Genomic DNA, 22,761 nt, shown 5'->3' on the forward strand with positions numbered 1-22,761 from the left:
CCCTGTCCCTTAGTGGCTGTCCAGATGGACAGTTTCTTAGCTGAGCTTGGCCAACAGTGCCTCGGCCTCACGTCGCTGCTCATCACGGCCTTCAGCGACCACCTCTTTCAGGATAGCGCTCGCCGCATCCGGGTCGTCCATGTCCAGATAGGCGCGCGCCAAATCGAGCTTGAGGCCAACCTCATCCCAACCCTCATCACCTTCGATGGGCCAACGTTCATCGCCTCCCTCCTCTGCTGCGACCGCAACGCGACCAAGATCCCCGGCGGTCTGATCAACGTCCTGCTCGGCATCCTGCTCGGCGTCCTGATCGGAGGTCGGTGACGCAGCCAACGCCGTTGCGTCAGGATCGGGCAGATCGGCAAGGGTGGGTAGTTCGAGATCGTCAAGATCCTCGAATGATTGATCCTCGACCGGTTGCGACGGCCCCGAAACGACAGGGCCTAATTCAGGCTCAGGCCGCGCAGCAGGGCTCGGCTCAGCGTCGGTTAGCGCATCGAGGGCCGCAAGATCGAGTTCATAGCGACCTTGGTCCTCGGCCAACGACTGATCACCAACGGCTGGCTGGTCCAGCGCAAACGGCGGCTCAGGCGGCTGCGCTGGGCCTGACTCCGCCACCTGCTCGAGTTCGTCGAGATCGAGGAACAGCTCCTCATCATCACCGTCATCACCGTCGACAACGGCATCACCCGCTGGCGCCTCAGCGTCAACAGAGCCAACCTCTGGCATTTCCTCGATAAGTGATTCAACCTCTGGACCCTCGCCAACATGGGCCGGTTTGATCTGCGCCCCACGTTCAGCATCCTGTACAGGTTCAGCCGCCGGCTCAGGAGCCAGCATCTCGTGCTGGGTCATCTCAGCCGTTGCCAGCGTCTGTTCGCCGGTCAGGGCGTCGAACTCGATCGTCTCGGCGATTGGCCACTCGGGGTCTAACTGCAGATCATCCAAAAACGGCTCGTTGTCGATGTCTCTTGCGCGCATGATGTCGTCGTCATCGATCTCGACATCGGCATCGGCATCGGCATCCAATGCAGCGACCGAAGATGTTTGCCGACTGCGGCGATACCGTACCAGCCCGAGCAAGGCCAAGAGCAACCCCACACCCAAGAGCGGCAATTCCCAGCTCGGTAGCGCTTGGCGCCAGGCGCTGATCACCGTCATTGGATCAGACTCTGACACCGTTTCCGGTTCGCCAGCGCTGGCATCGTCACGGCTCGTCCCAGCAGCTGAGAGGGCTGCGGAGCTCTGGTCGAGAGCCGTAGACGGGGTCGCCGCACCAGCGTGATCTCCGGTCTCAGCCGGCTCTTGGGGCAGGCTGTCAGCCGTTTGCCCCTCGGCCATGGCCAAGCTGAACAGTTGCGCATCACGCAGCTCGAGCAGGCGTCGAATATCCTCGAGCTGCGCCTCCAGCTCCTTGACGCGTGTTCGGAGCTCAGTCGCCTCCTGGCGATTGGCCTCGCTCACCTCGCGTAGCAACAACATCTCCGCCTCGAGCACGGCATCCGTCTGAGACGGGCTCGGCGCTGGCGCTTCAGTCACATCTGGATTAGACGCTGTCGCCAAGTCTGGCAGATCGAGGTCGCCCTGCACGTTCTCAGCATCGCCATCTTCAGCATCGCTATCTTCAACTTCACTATCTTCAACTTCACTGTCGGTAATAGGTCTCGCGCTCAGCTCCGAGGCAGACGCTGGTGCCAAGTCTGGAAGATCGAGGTCGGCCTGCGCGTCCTCAGCAACCTCGCCCGCCTCGCTATCCACAGCGGGTATTTGGCCCACCTCCGCGGTCGCAATGCTCAAACGCACGTCTAGATCGGTCAGCGGGGCGGCCACCGCTGGACGACCCGCCAACGCCGATCGATATTGCGCGAGCGCAGCCTGCGGTGGTAACGCGAAGAGTTCGGCAGCGGTTGGAATGACCAGCTCGGCACCGATCCGCAGCTCATTGATATCGGCGTTGTGAAAGGCGTCCTGACTGTTGCGATAGATCGCCATTGCGGTCTGCTCGAGAGTTGCCCCAGGCGGCGTCAGACGACGGGCGATCCTGATCAGACCATCCCCAGGGCGAATCGGGCCATAGCGCAACGGAAAATCGAGCTCCGCCGCCGACGCTGGGATCTCAACGTCAACCCTCAGACCCTCGACATCGGCCCGTTCGGCACCTTCTGCCGACGACTGCGAGGCTGCGGGCTGCTCAGCGCTTGCGGTCTCCACAGACTCAGGGCGCTGAACATCGGACGATGCGGCTGAGTCTGGCTCGATGCGGGACGCGTTCGAGGCCTGTGCAGCCGCCGCCAATGGCGACTGAGTCGCTCGCGCAGGGGGCGGCGGTGCTGCGCGCGGCGTGCGTTGTCCGCCCACGGCGGGCGGGTCGAGCAGCACCGCATACTCTTTCACTAGCCGCCCATCTGGCCAAATCACCTCCACCAACAGATCCAGGTACGGCTCGCGGATCGGCTCACGGGTGATCACCTGAATCATCGGTTCACCCCGAGGGCCCATCATCGGCGTGAACTGCAGGCGTGTCAGCGCATGCGGGCGCTCGATCCCGGCCTGCTCAAATGCTGACTGGCTGGCCAGACTGGCCTTAACCGCATCAAGCGCGTTCTGGTCGACCTCGAACAGCTCGATCTCAGCATAAAAAGGCTGGTTGAGTGCGGAATGGGTGTGCAGTTCGCCGAGGCCCAGCGCTGCAATCGGCTGACCTTGCAAAAGGGTAGCCATACCGAGCAATAGGCTCAGCGTGCGGCAGCGGAGTGCCCCACCTTTGAGCGCTGTTAGCGTTGGCCGTTGCGGCCAGGCCCGCGGTAGCACCTTAGGAAAAGCGACCGGAGATGATTGGTGTCGCAGTCGCTTGACGATCGACAGCCCCACGCCGCAGCATCAACGCTCGAAGAGGATGCGAAGCATCCGGCGCAGCGGCTCAGCCGCCCCCCAAAGCAGCTGGTCGCCCACGGTAAAGGCGTTTAGGAACTGCGGACCTTGCGCCATCGAGCGCAGTCGGCCGACGGGGATGCGCAACGTGCCAGTCACGGCCGCCGGCGACAGTTCAGCGACGGTCTGCTCGCGCTCGTTCGGGACCACCTGCACCCAATCGTTGGCCTCGGCGAGCATGGCGGTGATCTCGTCGATCGGGATCGCCTGCTTGAGCTTGATCGTCAGCCCTTGACTGTGGCAGCGCATCGAGCCGATGCGCACACAGGTGCCATCGATCGGTATCGCGTTCTCCTCCCGGCCCAGGATCTTGTTGGTCTCGACGCCGCCCTTCCATTCCTCTTTCGACTGGCCGTTCTCCATCGGTTTGTCGATCCAGGGGATCAGGCTGCCGGCGAGCGGCGCGCCGAATTGCTCGGCGGGGAAGGCCTCGGCACGCATCGCCGCCGTCACCCCACGATCGATATCGAGGATCGAGCTGCGCGGATCAGCCAGCAGCTCGCTGACACTGGCCTGCAGGGCGCCCATCTGCGAGAGCAGCTCTCGCATGTTGCGCGCGCCAGCGCCGGACGCTGCCTGATAGGTCATGGCGCTGACCCATTCGACCAGGTCACGGCGCAACAGCTCGCCGACCGCCATCAGCATCAGGCTAACCGTGCAATTGCCGCCGATGAAGTCGCGCTTGCCCGCCGCCAACGCCTGCTTGATCACATCCAGATTCACTGGATCGAGCACGATGGTGCTGTCTTCACGCAGCCGCAGCGTCGAGGCGGCATCGATCCAATAGCCCTGCCAGCCGCGCGCACGCAACGGCTCGAATACCTGCCCGGTATAGTCACCACCTTGGCAGGTGACGATGGCATCCATCCCAGCTAAGGCGTCCAGATCATGGGCATCGAGCAGCGGCTGCGCGCCCTGCCCCACATCCGGACCCGGCTCGCCCTGTTGCGAGGTCGAGAAGAAACGCGCCTCGGGAATCAGCGCGAAATCATCCTCCTCACGCATCCGGTCCATCAGGACCGAGCCCACCATGCCACGCCAGCCAACGAAACCGACTCGATTCATCGAGTGCTCACCTTTGTTAGGCACCGTTCAGGAACAACACGAACAGTGATATGCGAAGAAAAACAAACGAAACAATACACGACCTGCACAAAAAGAGGCGCGCTTGTATTCTAAGCAGCCGCAGCGCGCATCGCCTCGAGCACCGCGTCACCCATCGCCGCGGTTCCGACCGTTTCCGTGCCAGGCGAGGCAATATCGCCGGTGCGCAGCCCGCGATCCAGCACCTGAGACACCGCCTGCTCGATCCGATCCGCCTGCTCCGGCGCCGCCAGCGAGTAGCGCAGCATCATCGCGACCGAGAGCAAGGTGGCGAGCGGATTGGCGACGCCTTTGCCAGCGATATCCGGCGCCGAGCCATGGATCGGCTCGTACATGCCCTGATTGTCGGCGTTCAGCGAGGCCGAGGGCAGCATGCCGATCGAGCCGGTCAACATCGCCGCCGCATCGGAGAGGATGTCGCCGAACATGTTGGTGGTCACCATCACGTCGAACTGCTTGGGCGCGCGCACCAGCTGCATCGCCGCGTTATCGACATACATATGACTGAGCTCGACCTCGGGATAGTCGCGGCCGACCCGGATCGCCACCTCGCGCCACAGCTCGGTGCATTCCAGCACATTGGCCTTATCGACCGAGCAAAGACGCTTGCCGCGCCGCATCGCGGCCTCAAAGGCGACGCGGCAGATACGCTCGATCTCGGATTCGGTATAGACCAGGGTATTGATGCCGCGCCGCTCGCCGCTGGCCAGCGTCTCGACACCGCGCGGTTGGCCGAAATAGATGCCGCCGGTGAGCTCGCGCACGATCATGATATCGAGCCCGGAAACGACCTCGGGCTTCAGGGTCGAGGCCTCGGCCAGCTGCGGGTAGAGGATCGCCGGGCGCAGATTGGCGAACAGGCCAAGCCCAGCGCGCAGGCCGAGCAGGCCCTTCTCCGGGCGCAGCGCGATCTCCAGCGGCTCCCACTTGGGGCCGCCGACGGCGCCGAGCAGCACCGCATCGGCCGCCTTGGCCAGGTCGAGGGTCGACGCCGGTAGCGGCGAGCCGCAGTCGTCATAGGCCGCGCCGCCGACCAAGGCGGTCTCGGTCTCGATGTCGAGTCCGAAATCAGCGCGCAGGCAGTCGAGTAATTTCACCGCCTCGGCGACGATCTCGGGGCCGATGCCATCGCCGGGCAGGATAAGAATCTTCTTGGTCAATCGAGTCTCCGTTGAAGCAAGGGGCGTGTGACGAGCACCGCCCCATTGGCCTTTAGGCGTGGATGTTGAACCACAGATAGACACCGATGAACACTGATCATGGAGTGCCTGCTCATGGAGTGCCTGCTCATGGAGTGCCTACATCGTTCGTCTCGCTTTGCCGATCGCTAGCGATCAAGCGCCCAGGGAAGGAGAACCTGGACAACGGCTAAGCGGCGCTAGGATTTGGTGTCCATCTGTTTGAATCTGTGGTTATTCTTTATGCCATGTCGCAGCTAGACCGATGCTGGTGACGCAAACAGCCAGGGGGCCTGCTGCTGCCGCCGCTGCTCATAGGCGGCGATCTCGTCGGCGCGCTCCAGGGTCAGGCCAATGTCATCGAGCCCATTGAGCAGGCAGTGGCGGTGGAAGGCGTCGATCTCGAAGGCGATCGGCTCACCGCCGCTGGGCCGCAACTGTTGCGTCACAAGGTCGACCTCGATCTCGAGCGCGGTCACGCCGCCGGCGAGCGCAAACAGCGCATCAACGGTCTGCTCATCGAGCACGATCGGCAGCAGGCCGTTCTTGATCGCGTTCTGCCGGAAGATGTCGGCGAAGCTCGGCGCGATCAGCACCCGGAAGCCCTGACCGTCCAGCGCCCAGGGCGCATGCTCGCGCGAGGAGCCGCAGCCGAAGTTGTGCCGGGTGAGCAGGATCTCGGCCTTGGCATAGCGCGGATCATTGAGCACGAAGTCCGGGTTCAGCGGTCGGTTGCTGCAATCCTGACCCGGCTCGCCATGATCCAAATAGCGCCATTCGTCGAACAGGTTCGGGCCGAAGCCGGTGCGCTGGATCGACTTCAGGAATTGCTTGGGGATGATCGCATCGGTGTCGACATTGGCGCGATCGAGCGGCATCACCACACCGCGAAAGGTCTCGAAGGCTTTCATCATCAAAACTCCCGCACGTCGACGAAGCGCCCGGCAACCGCCGCCGCGGCGGCCATCGCCGGACTGACCAGATGGGTGCGACCGCCCTGCCCCTGACGCCCTTCAAAATTGCGGTTCGAGGTCGAGGCACAGCGCTCGCCCGGCTCGAGCCGGTCGGCATTCATCGCCAGACACATCGAGCAGCCGGGCTCGCGCCACTCGAAGCCGGCGTCGATGAAGATCTGGTCCAGCCCCTCGGCCTCGGCCTGTTCCTTGACCAGACCGGAGCCGGGGACGACCATCGCCAGCTTGACCGACTCGGCCACTCGACGCCCCTTGGCCACCTCCGCCGCCGCGCGCAGATCCTCGATGCGCCCATTGGTGCAGGAGCCGATGAACACCTTATCGATGCCAATCTCGGCAATCGGCGTCAGCGGCTTGAGACCCATATAGGTCAGCGCGTGGCGATAACTGCCGGCCTTGACCGGATCGGCCACCGCATCGGGATCTGGCACCTCGCTGTCGATCGGCACCACCATCTCGGGTGAGGTGCCCCAGGTCACCTGCGGGCGAATACTGGCCGCGTCGATGCGCACCACGCGATCGTACTCGGCGCCCGGATCCGTGTTCAGCGAGCGCCAATAGGCCGCCGCCTGCTCGAAGGCCTCGCCCTTCGGCGACCGCGGGCGATCGCGCAGATAATCGATGGTCTGCTCATCGATGCCGATCAACCCGGCGCGCGCGCCGGCCTCGATGGTCATGTTGCAGACCGTCATCCGGCCTTCCATGCTCAGCGCCTGAATCGCCTCGCCCGCATACTCGATCACATGCCCAGTACCGCCAGCGGTGCCGATCTCGCCGATGATCGCCAGCACGATGTCCTTGGCGGTGACGCCACGACCCAGCGCCCCCTCGACCTGCACCAGCATGCTCTTCGGCTTGCGCTGCAGCAGGCATTGGGTGGCCAGCACATGCTCGACCTCGGAGGTGCCCACGCCAAAGGCGAGCGCGCCGAAGGCGCCATGGGTCGAGGTATGGCTATCGCCGCAGACCAGGGTCATGCCGGGCTGGGTAAAGCCCTGCTCGGGGCCGATGACATGCACGATGCCCTGGCGCGGATCACCCATGTCGAAGAGCTGGATGCCGAATTCGCGGCAGTTGGCCTCGAGCGTCTCGACCTGCAGACGCGAGATCGGATCGACGATGCCAAGATGGCGGTCGCTGGTCGGCACGTTGTGATCCGGCACCGCCAGGTTGGCCTCGGGGCGGCGCGGCTTGCGGCCGGCGAGCCTGAGCCCCTCAAAGGCCTGCGGCGAGGTCACCTCGTGCACCAGTTGCCGATCGATATAGAGCAAGACCGTGCCATGCTCATCGGTGCGAACGACATGGTCGTCCCAAATCTTGTCAAACAGGGTTCTTGGTGAGTTGTGTTGAGCCGCCATCGGGCGTTGCTCCGAATCAGAAAACCAGCCGTGCAGCATAAACGGCCGGGGCCAAAGGCTCAATGTGCGCGTTGCCTGCCGCCAAACAGGGGCGGATGAGAAAGCCTGACGCGCGGGCTGCTCAGGACGACAACCCTGACGCAGCTCAAGAAATCTAATCAGCTCGCAGGTGAGGCATCAGAATCTTCGCTTAGGTCAATGCAACCCACCTTCGACCCCAGCGATGTTCTGCTAACGGCATGCCTGAAGTCTTCAGTGACAAGCGGTTCGAGCCGATAGTCCGAAAGACGAGCTGGGAAGACAGCAGACAGAGGAGTGGACATGGACCCTCAGCCCAGGACAAACGATCGACCCCTAATCTTCGCGGTTGATGATGACCCCATCACAACCCTGATCATTGAGGACTCACTGGCGCATCGGTTTCAGGTCGAGATCGCCAGTAGCGGTGAGCAGGCACTGCAGTTGTTCGAGCAGCTGAACCCCGACCTGATCTTGCTCGACGTGATGATGCAGGGCCTTGACGGCTTTGAGGTCTGTCGCGTGCTGAGAGCGCACAGCAAAGGTCAAACCCTACCGGTGGTGATGCTGACCTCGCAGGATGATCTCGACTCGATCGCGCGCGCCTACGAGGTCGGCGCCACCGACTTTATCGCCAAGCCGATCAATAGCGCGCTGATCGCCCACCGTGTCGGCTATCTGCTGCGCGCCCACGCCACGCTGAAGGCACTTGCTCGACAGGAGCGCCAGTTGGCCGCTGCGCAGCGCATCGCTCGATTGGGGCACTGGGAGTTCGACCCAGCACAAGGTCGTTTCCAGTTCGCCGAGGCCGCGTGCGAGCTGCTCCAACTGCCACATCGCCCGCGGGGCTTCAGCCTGCAACAGCTGCTGGCTCAGGTGCATCCGCGCGAGCGCACCGAGGTCGAACAATGTCTGCTCAGCCTCGACCACGAACAGCGTCCACCAATTCAGTTCGAACACCAGCTCTGCACAGGCGGCCGCGTGTTGCGTCAAAACGTCGAATATTCGAGCGAGTTCAGCGGCTGGCTGGGAACTGTCCAAGATGTCACCGCCATGCATCGCTCGGCGCAGCGCATCATCAAGCTGGCTTACTACGATCGGGCCACCGGGCTACCCAACCGCGACTTCTTCCTCGAGTCCCTACAACGTCGACTCGATCAAGACGACACCGCTGAACTCTGCGTTCTGGTGGTCGAGATCGATGCCCTGAAACGGGTTGGCATGGGCTGGGGTCAGGCGGTCACAGAGCCGTTAGTGCGAAACCTCTCAAGACGACTGATGGCAGACCTGGACATCGCCGCACCGGAAGCACCGCTGCCATCGCCTCAGGCTTGGAACCCAGACCAACCGCAGCTGCTCGCGCGCATCAGCGACGCGGCCTTTGCCCTGTTGACGACCGCTCACAACCAAGCCTCACTCAAACTCACCAAGCGCCTGCTGTCCGCCCTCAGTCAACCGCTAGCGGTAGCCGGCATCGAGCTGCCAATGAGGGCCAAGGTCGGTCTGTCGGATGCGCTGGACTGCGATCAAGACGCCGATACCCTACTCCACCACGCCCTGGCTGCGGCAGCCACAGCCTGCCTGAGCGCAGACAAGGTGCAGACCTATCACCGCGATCTCGATATCGGCGAGCGCAGCCGTCTGACGCTCGAGGCTCGGCTGCGGCGCGCCATCGATCAGCATGAGCTGGAACTCTGGTATCAACCGAAGGTCGACGGCCGCAGCGGCAGGCTGATCGGCGCCGAGGGGCTGGTGCGCTGGCGCGATCCCGAGGAAGGGCTCATCTCACCCGGGCGTTTCATCCCGCTGGCCGAGGAGACCGGCCTCATCGTGCCCCTGACCAACCGGGTGCTGGATCTGGTCTGCGCCGATCTCAGCCTGATGCATGCCCCAGGACTGAGCCCGGTCAAGGTCTCGGTCAACATCAGCGCCGCTCAGCTCGATGACGAGCGATTACCAGAAGAGATCGCCGAACGCCTGTCCAGTGCCGGGCTCTCACCGCAGAACCTGGAGCTTGAGATCACCGAGCGGGCACTGATGGCGCGCCTCGACTCGGTGCTCGGCACTCTCAGCACCCTGCATCGGCTTGGCATCAGCCTGTCGCTTGACGATTTCGGCACCGGTTACTCATCGCTCGGTTATCTCGGCCGCTTCCCGATCGATGAACTGAAGATCGATCAGTCCTTTGTCATGGACCTTGGCACTGGCGCCGCCGGTGAGACGGTGGTGCGCGCCATTGTCGCGCTGGCGCGAGAACTCGGGCTCTGGGTCATCGCTGAAGGGATCGAAACCCAAGCACAGGCGACCTGGCTGTGCTCCAACGGCTGCGAATGGCATCAAGGCTATCTCTACTCGCGCCCGCTTGAGCGGGATGCCTTTTTGCGGCTGCTCGACAGGCGCGCACCGCCCCCCTGGAGCACCTTACCCTGCCTCAGCGCGCGCAGCGATCGAGCGCGGCGATGATGGCGTCCGCGAACCGATCAGCGCCATCTCACCGGCTTCTCGCAGGCGCGTCGATCATGACCGCAGCGATGCTGCTGGGGTTAGTCACGGCTCTACAGCCCGCGTGCGCTGAGCCGGTGCCAACATCCGAGGCAACAGCCGCGCCCACAACAGCACCCACTGCGCCCGCATCAGCACTCACTGGGCCCGCATCAGCACCCACGGCGCTCATATCCGCACCAGCCTCTGCAAACGAAACCTCAACTGCCGCCGCTCCAGAACGCACATCAGATGCCTCATCACCCACGACGACGCCCAGCCGCGAGTTGGTGCTCGGCATGTTCGCCTTTCGCCCGACCGAGATCTTGCGTCAGCGTTGGCAACCGCTGGCGACCTATCTGTCTGAGCGGCTACCGGATCATCAGGTCAGCCTGCGCCTACTCGACATCGAGGCGCTGAAACACGCCCTGTCGCTCGACGAACTGGATCTGCTGTTTACCAACCCGGTTCACTACGTGGATCTGCGCCAGCAGTTCCCGATGAGCGGTGCCCTGGCCACCCTGATGCGTCAAGAACAGGGGCAAGGCATCAGCCAGCTTGGCGGGGTCATCTTCACCCGCGCCGAGCGGGATGACCTGAAGACGCTGCAAGATCTCAGGCAGCGCGACATTCTGGCGGTTGGCCGCGAGTTCCTCGGCGGCTATATCGCGCCCTTGGAGGCGCTCACCGCGGTGGGCGTGAAGCCGGATCAGCTGAACATGCAGCTTGACCCGGCGACCCATGATGCAGTGGTGTTCGGCGTGCTCAACGGCCGCGGCGATGCCGGCTTCGTGCGAACAGGTATCTTGGAGCAATTACAGGCCGAAGGGCGGATTGAACTCGGCCAGATCAAGATACTTGGGCCGAAGACCGCGCCTGGTTTCCCCTTTCTGCACTCAACCCGGCTCTATCCCGAATGGCCGATCATGGCCCTCCCCGGCCTGGATGCCAGCGTTGGGCGTCAGTTGACGGCGGCCTTGATCGAACTCACGCCCGAGCATCCCGCAGCACAAGCCGCTGGGATTGCGGGCTTCGATCTGCCGGCCGACTACGGAACCTTAGAGATGGTGATGCGCCAGTTGCGCGTACCGCCGTTCGCCCAGCAACAAGCACCAAGCCTGGACGACATCTGGCGTTACTACCAACGCGAACTGCTGCTGACCGGCGTACTTGCGCTCTTGGTTGCCGGCTTGCTGCTCGGTCTCGTCGTCAACAATCGTCACCAGCGCCAACTGCACAACCACATCGCCGCCTCCGAGCAGCGCTTGTTCTCAGCGCTCGATGGTGCCGGCCATGGCATCTGGGACTGGGACGCGCGCACCAATAAGGCCGATTACTCGCGGCGCTGGAAAGAGATGCTCGGCTATGCCGAGGAGGAGATCGCACCGCGCTACGACGAATGGTCGCGCCGCATCCATCCCGAGGATCGTTCGGCCACACTCGAGGCCTTTGAGCGCTACCGAACCGGCGACAGCGATCAATTCAGCGTGATGCATCGGCTACGCGCCAAGGATGGCAGTTACCGATGGATTCTTGGACGTGGAGTCGCCACAGAGCGGAACAAAAATGGCCAAGCCTTGCGGATCATAGGCACCAACACCGATGTCACCCACTACCGCAGCGCGGAGCTTGCGCTGGCTGAGAAAGAACAGTTATTCCTCGCGCTGGTCAGTCAGGCACCGGACGGCATGGCGCTGATTGACCCGGACACGCGGCAGCTTGTCCAATTCAATCCAGCAGCGTATCAACAACTTGGATACACCGAGGCTGAATTTGCCGGCATGGGCATCGGCGATGTCGAAGCGGTGCAATCGGCTGCCGAACAGATCGCACAGGTCGAGGCGATCAAGCGCGACGGCTCGGTCATTTTCGACACCCAACATCGCCACAAGGATGGCACCCTGCGCGATGTTCGCGTCAGCGCCCGCATGGTTGTGCAAAACGGAAAACCACTGATCGCGACAGTGTTTAAGGATCTGACCGACCTTCGCCAGGCCGAGCGCGCCCGGCTCCTCAGCCAGCAGGACTTCCAAGCCACCTTTGAACAGGCAGCGCTTGGTATGGCTCAGGTCGCGGCCGATGGTCGGTTTCTACGGGTCAATGACCGCCTGTCGACCATGCTCGGCTATTCCAGCGATGAACTTCGGCAACGGCGTTTTCAAAGCCTCACACATCCCGATGATCTCCCCAAAAACCTCGAGCTGCTCGCACGCTTGAGCGCCGGCGAGATCGACCACTATCAACTCGAAAAACGCTACTGTCGACGCAACGGCGAGATCATCTGGACCCTAGTGACCATGTCTCTCGTGCGCACCGACGATAGCGAGCCTGCCTATTTCGTCGCCGCGATCGAGGACATCAGTGAGCGTCGGCGGGCCCAAGAGCAGCTCCATGTCGCCGCGCAAATGATCGATCTCGCCGCCTACGCGATCATCGCCACCGACATGACGGGCCTAATCACCCAGTTCAATCCCGCCGCCGAACGCCTACTCGACTACAGCGCCGAAGAGATGATCGGGCAGCAAACGCCCCTGCGCTTCCACCTCGAGCAGGAGGTCGCGGCACGCGCCGATGAGCTGTCCGCACAGGTTGGCGAACAGATCCCTGTCGGATTCAGGGTCTTTAGTGAGCCGCTGTTACGCGATGGCGAAGAGACCCGAGAATGGACCCTGCAACGCGCCGATGGCCAACAGCTCTCGGTGTTACTCTCAACCACCTTGCTGCGCAGCAGCGATGGCAAGCCCCAAGGGGTGCTCGGCAATATCGCCGATATTTCGCCCCTGCGCCGCGCCACTGATGCGCTGCGCCGGGAGCGCGATCGGGCGCAGCGCTACCTGGATACCGCTAACTCAATCATCCTCTCGCTTGATGTCCAGGGTCGGGTCACCCTGGCGAATCGCTACACCTGCGAGTTGCTCGGCTGGACCGAGCAGGATCTGCTGGGTCAGGACTGGTTCGAGCGTTGCCTGGCGGCAGAGGATCGCCCCAAACTGCGCGGCCTCTTTGCGCAACTCCTTGATGGCACAGTGCCTGCCGAGGGCTACCTCGAGAGCCGCCTGGTCAGCAGCGATGGCTCCACGCATCTGATTGCCTGGCGCAGCAGCCTGCTGCAGGACGCGGCTGGCCGGGTGGTCGGCGTGCTCGCCGCCGGCAATGACATCACCGAGCGGCACCGGATGGAGTCTGCGCGCATGCAGGCACTGGTTGAGGCCGAACGCCTCGCGGCGCTCAAGAACGCCTTCATTGCCAATATGAGTCACGAGATCCGCACGCCGCTCAACGGCATCCTGGGTCTCGCGCAGATCGGCCGGCGCGACTATGACACCCAGGAGGCAGGGCAGCTGTTTCGGCATATCCAGACCGCCGGGCAGCATCTGATGATCCTGCTGAATGACATCTTGGACTTCTCCAAGCTCGGCGCCGGCAAGCTCAACATCCAGGCAGAACCGTTCTGTCTGGCGGATTGTCTCGCCGAAATCGAGTCGTTGTTGAGCCCACAGGCCAACGCCAAGGGCTTGCGCCTGAGCATCCAAGCCTTGGACTCCGACCTCCCCGCCTGGGTGCTTGGCGATGCCATGCGGCTGCGTCAGATCCTGCTCAACCTGCTCGGCAACGCGATCAAGTTCACCCAGATCGGCGAGGTCCAACTGAGGCTGCTGTCCAAGGGTGAGGAACGGCGGTTCCAGATCACCGACACCGGCATCGGCATGAACGAGGAGCAGATCGCACGCATCTTCCAGCCGTTCGAACAAGCGGATGTCGGCACCACACGCAGCCATGGCGGCACCGGTCTCGGGCTGAGCATCAGTTTGGCTCTGGCAAAGATGATGGGCGGCAGCCTGAGCGTTGACAGCGAACCCAACATCGGGAGTTGCTTTGAGCTGCGCCTGCCACTGCCAGCGGCGGCAGAGCCAAGCAAACCAGCGATTGACGTCTCAACCCGCGCCGACACCCAATCCTTGGCCGGATTGCACCTCTTAGCGGTGGACGATGTCGCGCTGAATCTGATGGTGCTCGAGGATCTGCTGAGCCACGAAGGCGCGCGGATGACCACGGCACGAGATGGCCAAGAGGCGCTGACACGCCTCGCGGAGATCGGCGCGGACGCCATCGACCTGGTGCTGATGGATGTGCAGATGCCGGTGATGGATGGCTACGAGGCGACACGACGCATCCGCGCCCGTTGGCCGGACTTGCCGGTGATCGGCCTCACCGCCCATGCCATGGCGGAAGAGCGCGAGCGCTGCCTGAACGCCGGCATGGTGGCGCATCTGACCAAACCGATCGACCTCGAAGCCCTGTTGGCCGCGATCGACCAACGACGGCAGAACCGGCCACAGGGATCATTCAGCACGCAGGCACCGGCACCATCACCCGAACGCGCCACAGCAGCCATCCCGGCTGGCGCAACCAGCCGGGTTGATGCCAAGCTCACCCAAGAGTCACCAATCGACTGGGATCTGCTCCAGCAACGCTTCGAACAGTCTCCCGGTTTTGTGCAGCGCCTGATCGACACCGCGCTCAGCAGCCAGCGCGATACCGCAGCTCGACTGCGACACTTGGCCGCTGAGGGCGACCTCGAGGAATGCTTTCGCATCGGGCACATGCTGAAGGGCTTTGCCGCCCACCTCAGCGCCGAGCCGTTGCGACAACAGGCCGATCGCCTCTGCGAACAGGCCCGCGCCAATGATCAGGCCGCGATCGAGAGTGCCACGGCACTCGCCAGTTCACTTGAACAGCTGCTGCAAGCGTTGGCTGCGCAGGCGCAGGAAGGCCTGGAAGCCGCTGATGCTGCAAGTCGGAATACAGCCTGAGGTGAGCGCCCGACCGGCCCGCTGAATCGCATCCGGCAACCAGAGCAGACGGCGATGAGGCTCGACCAGATCCGCCCCATGCTACCCTTCCGCCCCTTGGCTTGAGGCATCGGAGACCAGCAGCGCATGCGCTTTTTCAACACCGAAGGGCCGACCCGCAGTGAAGAGGCGACGAGCCCGTGCGGACGGCGCGTTTGGGTGATTCGCGCCTGAGGCTCGCTGATCCTGAGAGACTCAAGACAAGGCTAGGTGAAGCACGGCATACTGAGCCGCAACGCCAACAACCGTTCCATCGCGAGGCATCCAAGGCTTGACAACCCATAGCGCCAAGATCAGCCCAGGCAGCCAGGTCTGTCTGCATCTCGCGGTCTACCTCGAGGATGGCACCGAGGTCCTCTCCAGTTTCGGTGACGAGCCGATGCGCTTTCGCATCGGCGATGGCACGCTAGCGCCCGGCCTCGAAAGCCTGCTGATCGATCTGCGGCCCGGCGCCGATGAGCAGATACTGGCCGATGGCTCGGCGTTGTTCGGCGCCCATGACGCCGGGCTGGTGCATCGGGTACCGCTCAGCGATCTGCCGGAAGGCTTCGCCCCGGAACCGGGCGAGGTCATCCAGTTTCAAGCACCTGGTGGACAAGAGACCCCCGGCACCATTCTCAGTGTCGACAAGACCGAGGCCGAGATCGACTTTAATCATCCACTCGCTCGGCGTGGCTTGCGCATCCATGTGCACCTCATTGAGGTGTCTTAACCCAGGGCTTTCCTGGACTATACTGAGCGCCCAAGACCCAGCAGCACAGTCGGCAAAGATCCCCATGCCCAAAGCCAAAGACCCCCAGCCACCGGTCGAACGCGTGGAAGCGCTCTACGCTGAATTGGTACAGCACTACGGTGAGGGCGAGCAACGCGAACTGCGCGCGGCGGCGAAGATTCTGCTGGTCGCACTGGCCAAGTTTCAAGAGCACGGCGGCCCGCATTGGGCCCGGCTGCTCGATGAGTACGTCGACATCTTGAGACGCGATCCGCAGCGCTTTCAACGCATGCTCGAAAGCAATCGCGCAACCACAGCAGACGAGCTCATGGCCTAAGCGGATGGCCTAAACTCATCGCATAAACTGGTCGCCTAAACTGGTCGCCTAAACTGAATCGCCTAAACTGAATCGCCAAGTGATGAACAAGTCACCTGTGCTTTCGGCTCGGTTCCAACCTACACATCCATCAGCACATGCGAATTGACGGGGTCTCCATCGATGCCATCAAACAACCGATTTCGGCGGCGGCTGCAGCGACTCCAGCAACTGGCGACGCTCGCCACGCTGCTATTGTCTAACGCAGCGATTGGCGAACCGGCGGCGGCTGGTCTCGCCACCGCCGAGGCCAGCTATCGCGTGGTGCCCGAGGAATACCGGCTCGATGGGGTGGTCGAAGCGATCAATCGCACCACGGTCTCGGCCCAGACCAGCGGACAGGTCGAAGCGATCCTCTATGATGTCGATGACTTCGTTGAGAAGGGCGAAGTCATTGCCCGCCTGCGCGATACCGAGCATCGGGCGCGCCTCGCGCAAGCAGCGGCCGATCTGCGATCCGCCTCGGCGCAGCTCGAACAGTCCCGCGATGAGTACGCCCGCATCGAGGGGCTGTACAAACAGAAAAACGTCTCTGAATCCGCGATGGATCAGGCCGAGGCCGATCTCGAGAGCGCCAAGGCGCGCCTGGAATCGGCCCAGGCCAACCTGGAGCAGGCACGGGAGCAGCTGGACTACACCCAGATTCGCGCGCCCTACTCCGGCATCGTCATTCGCCGTCATGTCGAGCTTGGCGAGGTGGCCAGCCCGGGCAGCCCGGTGATGAGCGGCATCTCGCTCGAAGAACTGCGCGTGATCATCGATGTGCCACAGAGCGCGATCCCGGCGGTGCGCGAACGCGGCGAGATCAAGATCCATCTGCCCAATGGCGAGGTGACCGCGCCAAGCCGCATCACCGTCTTCCCCTTCGCCGATCTCGGCTCGAACACCTTCAAGGTGCGCGCCGATCTGGAGACTAACACTGAGGGGCTCTTCCCCGGGATGTTCGTCAAGACCGCCATCGTCACCGGTAGCAAGGAGGAGCTCACCATCCCCAGCGCCGCGGTGGTCTACCGCTCCGAGGTCACGGGCGCCTATGTGGTCAGCGACGACGGCCGCATCCAACTGCGCAAGATTCGCATTGGCTCGAGCCTCGATGGCGAGATCGTCGTCCTCGCCGGCCTGAGCCCAGGCGAGCAGGTCGCGCTCGACCCCATCGCCGCCGGTGTCGCGCTCAAACGCCAAGCGGATGCGAACCTTCAGGGCCGCCAGGATCGCCAAGATGGCTGAGTCGCCAACGACAACCCAGAACAGTGCTGGAACCGCTGAGGCCGCCAGCACCGACGGAGCCACAGCGCCACCGGGCCAAGAGACGACGCTTGGCATCTCCGGGCGCATCGCCCAACGCTTCCAGGATGCCAAGATCACGCCGCTCTTGGCGCTGGTCGGCCTGCTGCTCGGTCTGTTCGCGATCCTCATGACGCCGCGCGAGGAAGAGCCGCAGATCAACGTCACCTTCGCCGATGTCTTCATCCCCTTCCCCGGCGCCTCGGCGAGCGAGGTCGAGCACCTGGTCGCTGGTCCGGCCGAGCAGGTGCTCTCCGAGATCCAGGGCGTCAAGCATGTGTACTCGGTCTCGCGCCCTGGGATGGCGCTGATCTCGGTCCAGTTTGAGGTCGGCGAGGACCGCACCGAGGCCATCGTGCGGTTGTGGAGCAAGGTCAATTCCAACGCCGATTGGCTGGCCGAAGGCCTCGGTGTCGGTCAGCCATTGATCAAGCCCAAGGGTATCGACAATGTGCCCATCCTCACTGCCACCCTCTGGTCGGCGGATCAGCGGCTCGGCGCCTATGAGCTGGGCCAGGTCGCCCATGCCATCGAGCAGGAGCTGAAACGGGTGCCCGGCACCCGCGATGTCTACACGGTGGGCGCGCCGCAACAGGTGATGCGCGTCATCCTTGATCCGCAAGCCTTGGCCTCGCACGGCATCGATCTGAGCGACCTGAGCCGCGCCTTGCAGGCAGGCAACAGTAGCCGTGACGACATCGCCATCGTCGCCGATAACCAAGAGATCCTAGTCCAAGCCGGCACCATGCTCAGCAGCGTCGACGACATCGCCGAGCTGGTGGTCGGCATGCACGGCGGCCGTCCGGTCTATCTGCGCGAGGTCGCGCGCATCGAGCGCGGCCCCGAGGTGCCCCAGGCCTATGTCTGGATGGGTGCTGGCGCTGGTGCCAGTGCCGGCTCGAGTGCCAGTACCAGTGCCAGCTCCGGCTCCGGCTCCGGCTCCGGCGACACCGACAGCGCCAGCGGCGCTGACAGCCCCGCGCTGGTCGGCACCACGCCGGCGGTCACCATCGCCGTGGCCAAGCAGGAAGGCACCAATGCGGTGGCCGTCGCCGAGCAGATCATCGCGCGCTTCGAGCAGCTCGATGGCATCTTCATCCCCGAGGGCGTCGAGGTCAGCATCACCCGCAACGATGGCGCGACGGCCGACGCCAAGGCGCGCAAGCTGATCACCGAGCTGGCCTCCGCCACCATCACCGTGATCGTGCTCGTGGGGTTGGCAATGGGCTGGCGCGCCGGGCTCGTCGTCGGTGGCGCGGTCATCGTCACCCTGATGCTGACCCTGTTCGCCTCCTGGGCCTATGGCTTCACCCTCAACCGGGTATCGCTGTTCGCGCTCATCTTCTCGATCGGCATCCTGGTCGATGACGCCATCGTCGTGGTCGAGAACATCATCCGCCACATGGCCATCGGCCGACGCAAGATGCTCGATCTGATGCCCGGCGCGGTCGACGAGGTCGGCAGCCCCACCATCCTCGCCACCTTCACCGTCATCGCCGCCCTGCTGCCGATGGCCTTCGTTTCCGGGCTGATGGGGCCCTACATGAGCCCGATCCCGATCAACGCCTCGATGGGGATGGTGATCTCACAGGCCGTCGCCTTCGTGCTCACGCCTTGGCTTGCGTATCAGGTGCTCGGTCGGCGTCATGATGCGGCGCTCGTCGACCACGAGGATGCCGCCCTCGCCGACCAGGCGCATCAAGCTCGGCCAGACATGCCAGGCCGCGTGGCCTCAGCACCGGATGGAGCCAGCCCGAGTCCCGCACCTGGTGGTGATGCGATGCAGCGGGATGCGACCAACCCGCATCTCGCATCGGACGACGCTGCAGCGCCACAGGATCAGGCTAACTCGCGTCTCGCCTCTGGCAGCGAATCGGCACCAGCGCATCAGAAGCACGAAACGGGAGAAGACGAGGCCAACCCGAAGCTGCAATGGCTGTTCGAGCGGGTGATCACGCCGTTCCTGGAAGGGCGACGTGGCCTGATCAACCGTTGGCTGCTGCTGGCTGGCATCCTACTCATGATCGGCGCCTCGCTGCTGCTGCCGCTGAGTCAGACGGTGATCCTGAAGATGCTGCCGTTCGACAACAAGAGCGAGCTGCAGATCGTGCTCGACATGCCCGAGGGCAGCAGCCTGGAGCAGACCGCGCGCGTGCTCGCAGAGCTGGGGCATTATCTGGAGACGCAGCCCGAGGTCGCCGATTATCAGGCCTATGCCGGCACCGCCTCGCCGATGAACTTCAACGGCCTGGTGCGCCAATACTATCTGCGCGATCAGGCCCATCAGGGCGATCTACAGGTCAATCTGGTGCCTGACGATCAGCGCGAGGACAAGAGCCACGCCATCGCGCTGCGACTGCGCGAGCCGCTACAGAGCATCGCCGAGCGCCATGGCGGTAACGCCAAGATCGTCGAGATCCCGCCCGGACCGCCGGTGTTCGCGCCGCTGGTCGCCGAGATCTATGGCATCGACTACGCCGAGCAGATGGCGCTTGCCGAGCAGGTGCGCGCGGTCTTCGCCGGCACCGAGGACATCGTCGATATCGATGACTCGATGGAGTATCCAGGGCGCAAGGTCGTGCTCGTGGTCGATCGCCCCAAGGCGGCACAGCTCGGGGTCGATCAGGCCAGCGTCGCCCAGGCCCTGGCCAGCGTGCTCGGTGGCGAGGACATGGCCTATCTGCACGGCGCCAATGTCAAGTACGCGGTGCCAATCCGAGTCGAATACGCCGAGGCCGACAAGGCCGATCTGGATCAGGTGTTGGCCTTGCGGGTACGCTCGCGCGGCGGCCAACTGGTGCCGCTGTCGGAGATCGTCACTGTCGTCGACAGCCAGCGCGAGCACAGCATCTACCATAAGGATCTGCTGCCGGTGGTCTATGTCACCGCCAACATGGCCGGCGCCATCGACAGCCCGCTGTACGGGCTCTTCACCATCGCCGGCCAGCTCGATGAGGACCTGTCGCAGTGGTACACCCGCCAACCGGAGAACCCCTACGAGCCCAGCATCAAATGGGATGGCGAATGGCAGGTCACCTACGAGACCTTCCGCGACATGGGCATCGCCTATGCCTTTGGGCTGGTGCTGATCTACCTGTTGGTGGTGTTCCAGTTCCGCAGCTACGTGGTGCCGCTGATCATCATGGCGCCGATCCCGCTGACCATCATCGGCATCCTGCCCGGCCACGCGCTGATCGGCGCCCAGTTCACCGCCACCTCGATGATCGGCATGATCGCGCTCGCCGGCATCATCGTGCGCAACTCGATCCTGCTGGTGGACTTCATCAATCAGCAGGTGCGTGCCGGTGATCGGCTGGAAGACGCCGTCATCGGCTCGGCGGTGGTGCGCACCAAGCCGATCGTGCTCACGGCGTTGGCGACCATGGCCGGGGTCTCGTTCATCTTGAGCGACCCGATCTTCTCGGGCCTGGCGGTGTCGCTGCTCTTCGGCCTGTTCGTCTCCACCCTGCTGACGCTGGTGGTGATTCCGGTGGTCTACTATGGGGTGATGCGCAAGCGGGTGGAGTGGATTCGGACGGCGACCGGATGAGCGACGTCACCTTACATGATCTGTTCGTGGCGTCAGGATCGTTTCTGTCTTCTTCGAGGAATGGCAACAGGCGCGGCCGGCTGGTACGCCTTTAGACCCTGATCGCCCGTCAGGATTTCGACCGCATAGCCCACGCTGGCGTAATGTTCGGCAACGTCCTTGATGGTGGCATCGCCAAGAGACAGTTTGCGACCGGCAAGATCCGGCCAAGCATCGGCGAGCGTCTTCAAGCGCTCCGCGGACCATAAGACCGATTGATCGGAAAAGGCCGCCCAAGGCGATTCTTCATCGGCACTCTTGCGCATCAAGTCCGCCAGCTGTTCCCCTCGTGCTCTGCGACTATGGCGAGCCTGCGCAATGTGATTGCCGGTTTCGATGATACTGGCCAGCGGCAGGACAAAGGTCGTCTGACTGCTGCGCTCATGGGCAATCTTGGCCTCAACGCGAGACTTGTCCCAACGATCATCGTCCGGCCCACAGGTCTCCATGCCGGGAACATCCAGCCAGACGCAGAGAATGCTGGTATCGAGAATGAGCACCCGCTTCACTGGCCATGATCCTGCTTGAGGGCCGCTTCGATCCGCCCCCTGCTCGACAGGGTGCCCAGGCTTCCGCCAGCAATCAGCTTGGGTAGCTGCTCGATCTCTTCGAGGAGCGTCAGACCGCTGAAGCCGGTGGCATCGTCGCGGTGGGCCACAGTGATAAAGGGCACCATGGCGAGACCAGCCGCATCCAGTAGCGCCGGGTTATGGGTCGTGACCAAGACATCGATCCCCCGCGCTTTGCCCAAGGTCTGAAGCATGCTCACTAGCAGATGGGCGCGGGAGGGATGCAATCCGTTATCGACCTCCTCGATCACCAGGAGGCTGCCCGGCTCGCGCGTCAGCAGGGCGGTGACAATCGCCACATAGCGCAGGGTGCCATCGGACATGCCGCGGGCATCGACTTCATGCGTTGGCTGACCGTCCCAACCCTCTTCGCAGTAGAGCATGGCATCGGTGCCGAACTTGCCCACCCGTTCGGTCCAGATGCGCTTGATATCGCGCTCGGGCAGCGCTTTCAGGTACTGGGTCAATGCGGCCTCGACGGTTGGCTTGCGCTCCGCATCCAGCCCCGCCAGAACCCCCGCGATGTTGGAGCCATCGGTCGAGAGCTTGTCTGCCAATGGGCTATAGTCGCGCATGTGGCTCGGGATGGGATCAAAGACAAAGATGCCCTGCAACTGGCGCAAGACCTGCTGTGCGCCGCGCTGCACCTCGCGATTGGCGTTATGAATGGTTTCCGTTTGGGTCAGAATCAGCTGCGTTCGCGCCAGATCGGCGCGTTTACCCCAGCCCTTAGTACCCGTGCCATGGATGTCTGTGCGGTAGTAAGTCGGAATCGTTGGACTGTTTGCTTCGTCAATGCGGGTCTGTAATAGACTCGTTTCCTTGGGGGTTTGGCTGCCTGGCCCATAGTGCAGCCAGATCAATTCCTCTTCCTGGACTTCGGCTTTGGTGGCATTGACTTGAATGCCGAGATGGTAGCGATACTCTTCTCGCTCCCGTTCACCGCTCACGACCAGCGTCAGGCTGAAGCGCTTTTCAGGCTTGCGGCAAACCCATTCGATCCCGCCACGCAAGGCCGGCAGATTGAGATCACCAGCAATCGCTGAAAACAGGCTAATACCTCGGCTGACCCGACTGAGAAACAGCAGCGCATCCAGGGCATTGGATTTACCGCTGGCATTACTGCCGATTAGGATCGTCAGCGGATCGATATAGAGGGTGGCGTCGGCAAAGCTTTTCCAGTTGCGAAGACGCAGCTCTTTTAACATGCTGATTCCACCTTCCAGGGTTCGCTATCAATCGCCTGATCGATCAATTCAAACACACGACCATCATCGTCTGCCTGGGTGCGCCGGCCTTGATCATCGCTCGGTCCAAAACTGAGTATTTTGGTA

13 protein-coding genes are annotated in these 22,761 nt (G+C 63.2%); 6 read left to right on the forward strand and 7 right to left on the reverse strand.

Annotated features, from left to right (window positions below; genetic code table 11):
• Positions 1 to 36: 36 nt before the first annotated feature.
• The 5 genes from CCR96_RS20045 to leuC form a co-directional block, all read right to left on the reverse strand.
• Positions 37 to 2,721 (reverse strand): motility hub landmark protein FimV, encoded by a 2,685-nt coding sequence (locus CCR96_RS20045; RefSeq protein ID WP_201222754.1) that lies wholly within the window; start codon positions 2,719 to 2,721, stop codon positions 37 to 39.
• A gap of 159 nt (positions 2,722 to 2,880) precedes the next feature.
• Positions 2,881 to 3,996 carry an aspartate-semialdehyde dehydrogenase gene (gene asd, locus CCR96_RS20050; RefSeq protein ID WP_201222756.1) on the reverse strand — a complete coding sequence of 372 codons (1,116 nt, stop codon included), beginning with the start codon at positions 3,994 to 3,996 and terminating at the stop codon, positions 2,881 to 2,883.
• Positions 3,997 to 4,106: 110 nt separating this feature from the next.
• The gene (gene leuB / locus CCR96_RS20055; protein WP_201222758.1) at positions 4,107 to 5,195 is read right to left on the reverse strand and encodes a 3-isopropylmalate dehydrogenase; all 1,089 of its coding nucleotides are present in this window, start codon (positions 5,193 to 5,195) and stop codon (positions 4,107 to 4,109) included.
• 275 nt (positions 5,196 to 5,470) lie between these two features.
• Positions 5,471 to 6,124 (reverse strand): 3-isopropylmalate dehydratase small subunit, encoded by a 654-nt coding sequence (gene leuD / locus CCR96_RS20060; RefSeq protein WP_201222987.1) that lies wholly within the window; start codon positions 6,122 to 6,124, stop codon positions 5,471 to 5,473.
• 2 nt (positions 6,125 to 6,126) lie between these two features.
• Positions 6,127 to 7,545 carry a 3-isopropylmalate dehydratase large subunit gene (gene leuC / locus CCR96_RS20065; protein ID WP_201222760.1) on the reverse strand — a complete coding sequence of 473 codons (1,419 nt, stop codon included), beginning with the start codon at positions 7,543 to 7,545 and terminating at the stop codon, positions 6,127 to 6,129.
• Positions 7,546 to 7,866: 321 nt separating this feature from the next.
• Between leuC and CCR96_RS20070 the strand changes: the two genes are divergently transcribed.
• The 6 genes from CCR96_RS20070 to CCR96_RS24815 all read left to right on the forward strand — a co-directional run bounded on the left by CCR96_RS20070 (position 7,867) and on the right by CCR96_RS24815 (position 20,819).
• Positions 7,867 to 10,026: a putative bifunctional diguanylate cyclase/phosphodiesterase gene (locus CCR96_RS20070; protein ID WP_201222762.1), complete on the forward strand. Its 2,160-nt coding sequence runs from the start codon at positions 7,867 to 7,869 to the stop codon at positions 10,024 to 10,026.
• Positions 10,027 to 10,343: 317 nt separating this feature from the next.
• A complete protein-coding gene (locus CCR96_RS20075; RefSeq protein ID WP_201222764.1) occupies positions 10,344 to 14,858 on the forward strand; it encodes a PAS domain S-box protein in 4,515 nt (1,504 codons plus the stop codon).
• 310 nt (positions 14,859 to 15,168) lie between these two features.
• Positions 15,169 to 15,609 carry an FKBP-type peptidyl-prolyl cis-trans isomerase gene (locus CCR96_RS20080; RefSeq protein ID WP_201222771.1) on the forward strand — a complete coding sequence of 147 codons (441 nt, stop codon included), beginning with the start codon at positions 15,169 to 15,171 and terminating at the stop codon, positions 15,607 to 15,609.
• Between the two features lie 64 nt (positions 15,610 to 15,673).
• Entirely contained in the window at positions 15,674 to 15,946 is a 273-nt protein-coding gene (locus CCR96_RS20085; RefSeq protein WP_201222773.1) for a hypothetical protein, read from the forward strand.
• A gap of 162 nt (positions 15,947 to 16,108) precedes the next feature.
• On the forward strand, positions 16,109 to 17,212 hold the full coding sequence (locus tag CCR96_RS20090; protein WP_201222775.1) for an efflux RND transporter periplasmic adaptor subunit: 1,104 nt from the start codon (positions 16,109 to 16,111) through the stop codon (positions 17,210 to 17,212).
• A complete protein-coding gene (locus tag CCR96_RS24815; RefSeq protein ID WP_242519237.1) occupies positions 17,205 to 20,819 on the forward strand; it encodes an efflux RND transporter permease subunit in 3,615 nt (1,204 codons plus the stop codon). Before CCR96_RS20090 ends, CCR96_RS24815 begins: the two co-directional genes overlap by 8 nt.
• A gap of 32 nt (positions 20,820 to 20,851) precedes the next feature.
• Here CCR96_RS24815 and CCR96_RS20100 read toward each other — a convergent pair whose 3' ends face one another.
• Positions 20,852 to 21,367 carry a hypothetical protein gene (locus tag CCR96_RS20100; protein WP_201222777.1) on the reverse strand — a complete coding sequence of 172 codons (516 nt, stop codon included), beginning with the start codon at positions 21,365 to 21,367 and terminating at the stop codon, positions 20,852 to 20,854.
• A complete protein-coding gene (locus CCR96_RS20105) occupies positions 21,364 to 22,635 on the reverse strand; it encodes an AAA family ATPase (RefSeq protein ID WP_201222779.1) in 1,272 nt (423 codons plus the stop codon). Before CCR96_RS20105 ends, CCR96_RS20100 begins: the two co-directional genes overlap by 4 nt.
• Positions 22,636 to 22,761: the final 126 nt, after the last annotated feature.

Source organism: Halochromatium roseum, from assembly GCF_016653315.1.
Classification (GTDB): domain Bacteria; phylum Pseudomonadota; class Gammaproteobacteria; order Chromatiales; family Chromatiaceae; genus Lamprobacter; species Lamprobacter roseus.

Excerpts from the sequence above, each read along its gene's own strand:
- CCR96_RS20085 (WP_201222773.1), top strand. The coding sequence starts at position 15,674 with ATGCCCAAAGCCAAAGACCCCCAGCCACCGGTCGAACGCGTGGAAGCG.
- asd (WP_201222756.1), bottom strand. The coding sequence starts at position 3,996 with ATGAATCGAGTCGGTTTCGTTGGCTGGCGTGGCATGGTGGGCTCGGTC.
- CCR96_RS20045 (WP_201222754.1), bottom strand. The coding sequence starts at position 2,721 with ATGGCTACCCTTTTGCAAGGTCAGCCGATTGCAGCGCTGGGCCTCGGC.
- CCR96_RS20070 (WP_201222762.1), top strand. The coding sequence starts at position 7,867 with ATGGACCCTCAGCCCAGGACAAACGATCGACCCCTAATCTTCGCGGTT.
- leuC (WP_201222760.1), bottom strand. The coding sequence starts at position 7,545 with ATGGCGGCTCAACACAACTCACCAAGAACCCTGTTTGACAAGATTTGG.
- leuD (WP_201222987.1), bottom strand. The coding sequence starts at position 6,124 with ATGAAAGCCTTCGAGACCTTTCGCGGTGTGGTGATGCCGCTCGATCGC.
- CCR96_RS20075 (WP_201222764.1), top strand. The coding sequence starts at position 10,344 with ATGTTCGCCTTTCGCCCGACCGAGATCTTGCGTCAGCGTTGGCAACCG.
- CCR96_RS20090 (WP_201222775.1), top strand. The coding sequence starts at position 16,109 with ATGCCATCAAACAACCGATTTCGGCGGCGGCTGCAGCGACTCCAGCAA.
- CCR96_RS20105 (WP_201222779.1), bottom strand. The coding sequence starts at position 22,635 with ATGTTAAAAGAGCTGCGTCTTCGCAACTGGAAAAGCTTTGCCGACGCC.
- CCR96_RS24815 (WP_242519237.1), top strand. The coding sequence starts at position 17,205 with ATGGCTGAGTCGCCAACGACAACCCAGAACAGTGCTGGAACCGCTGAG.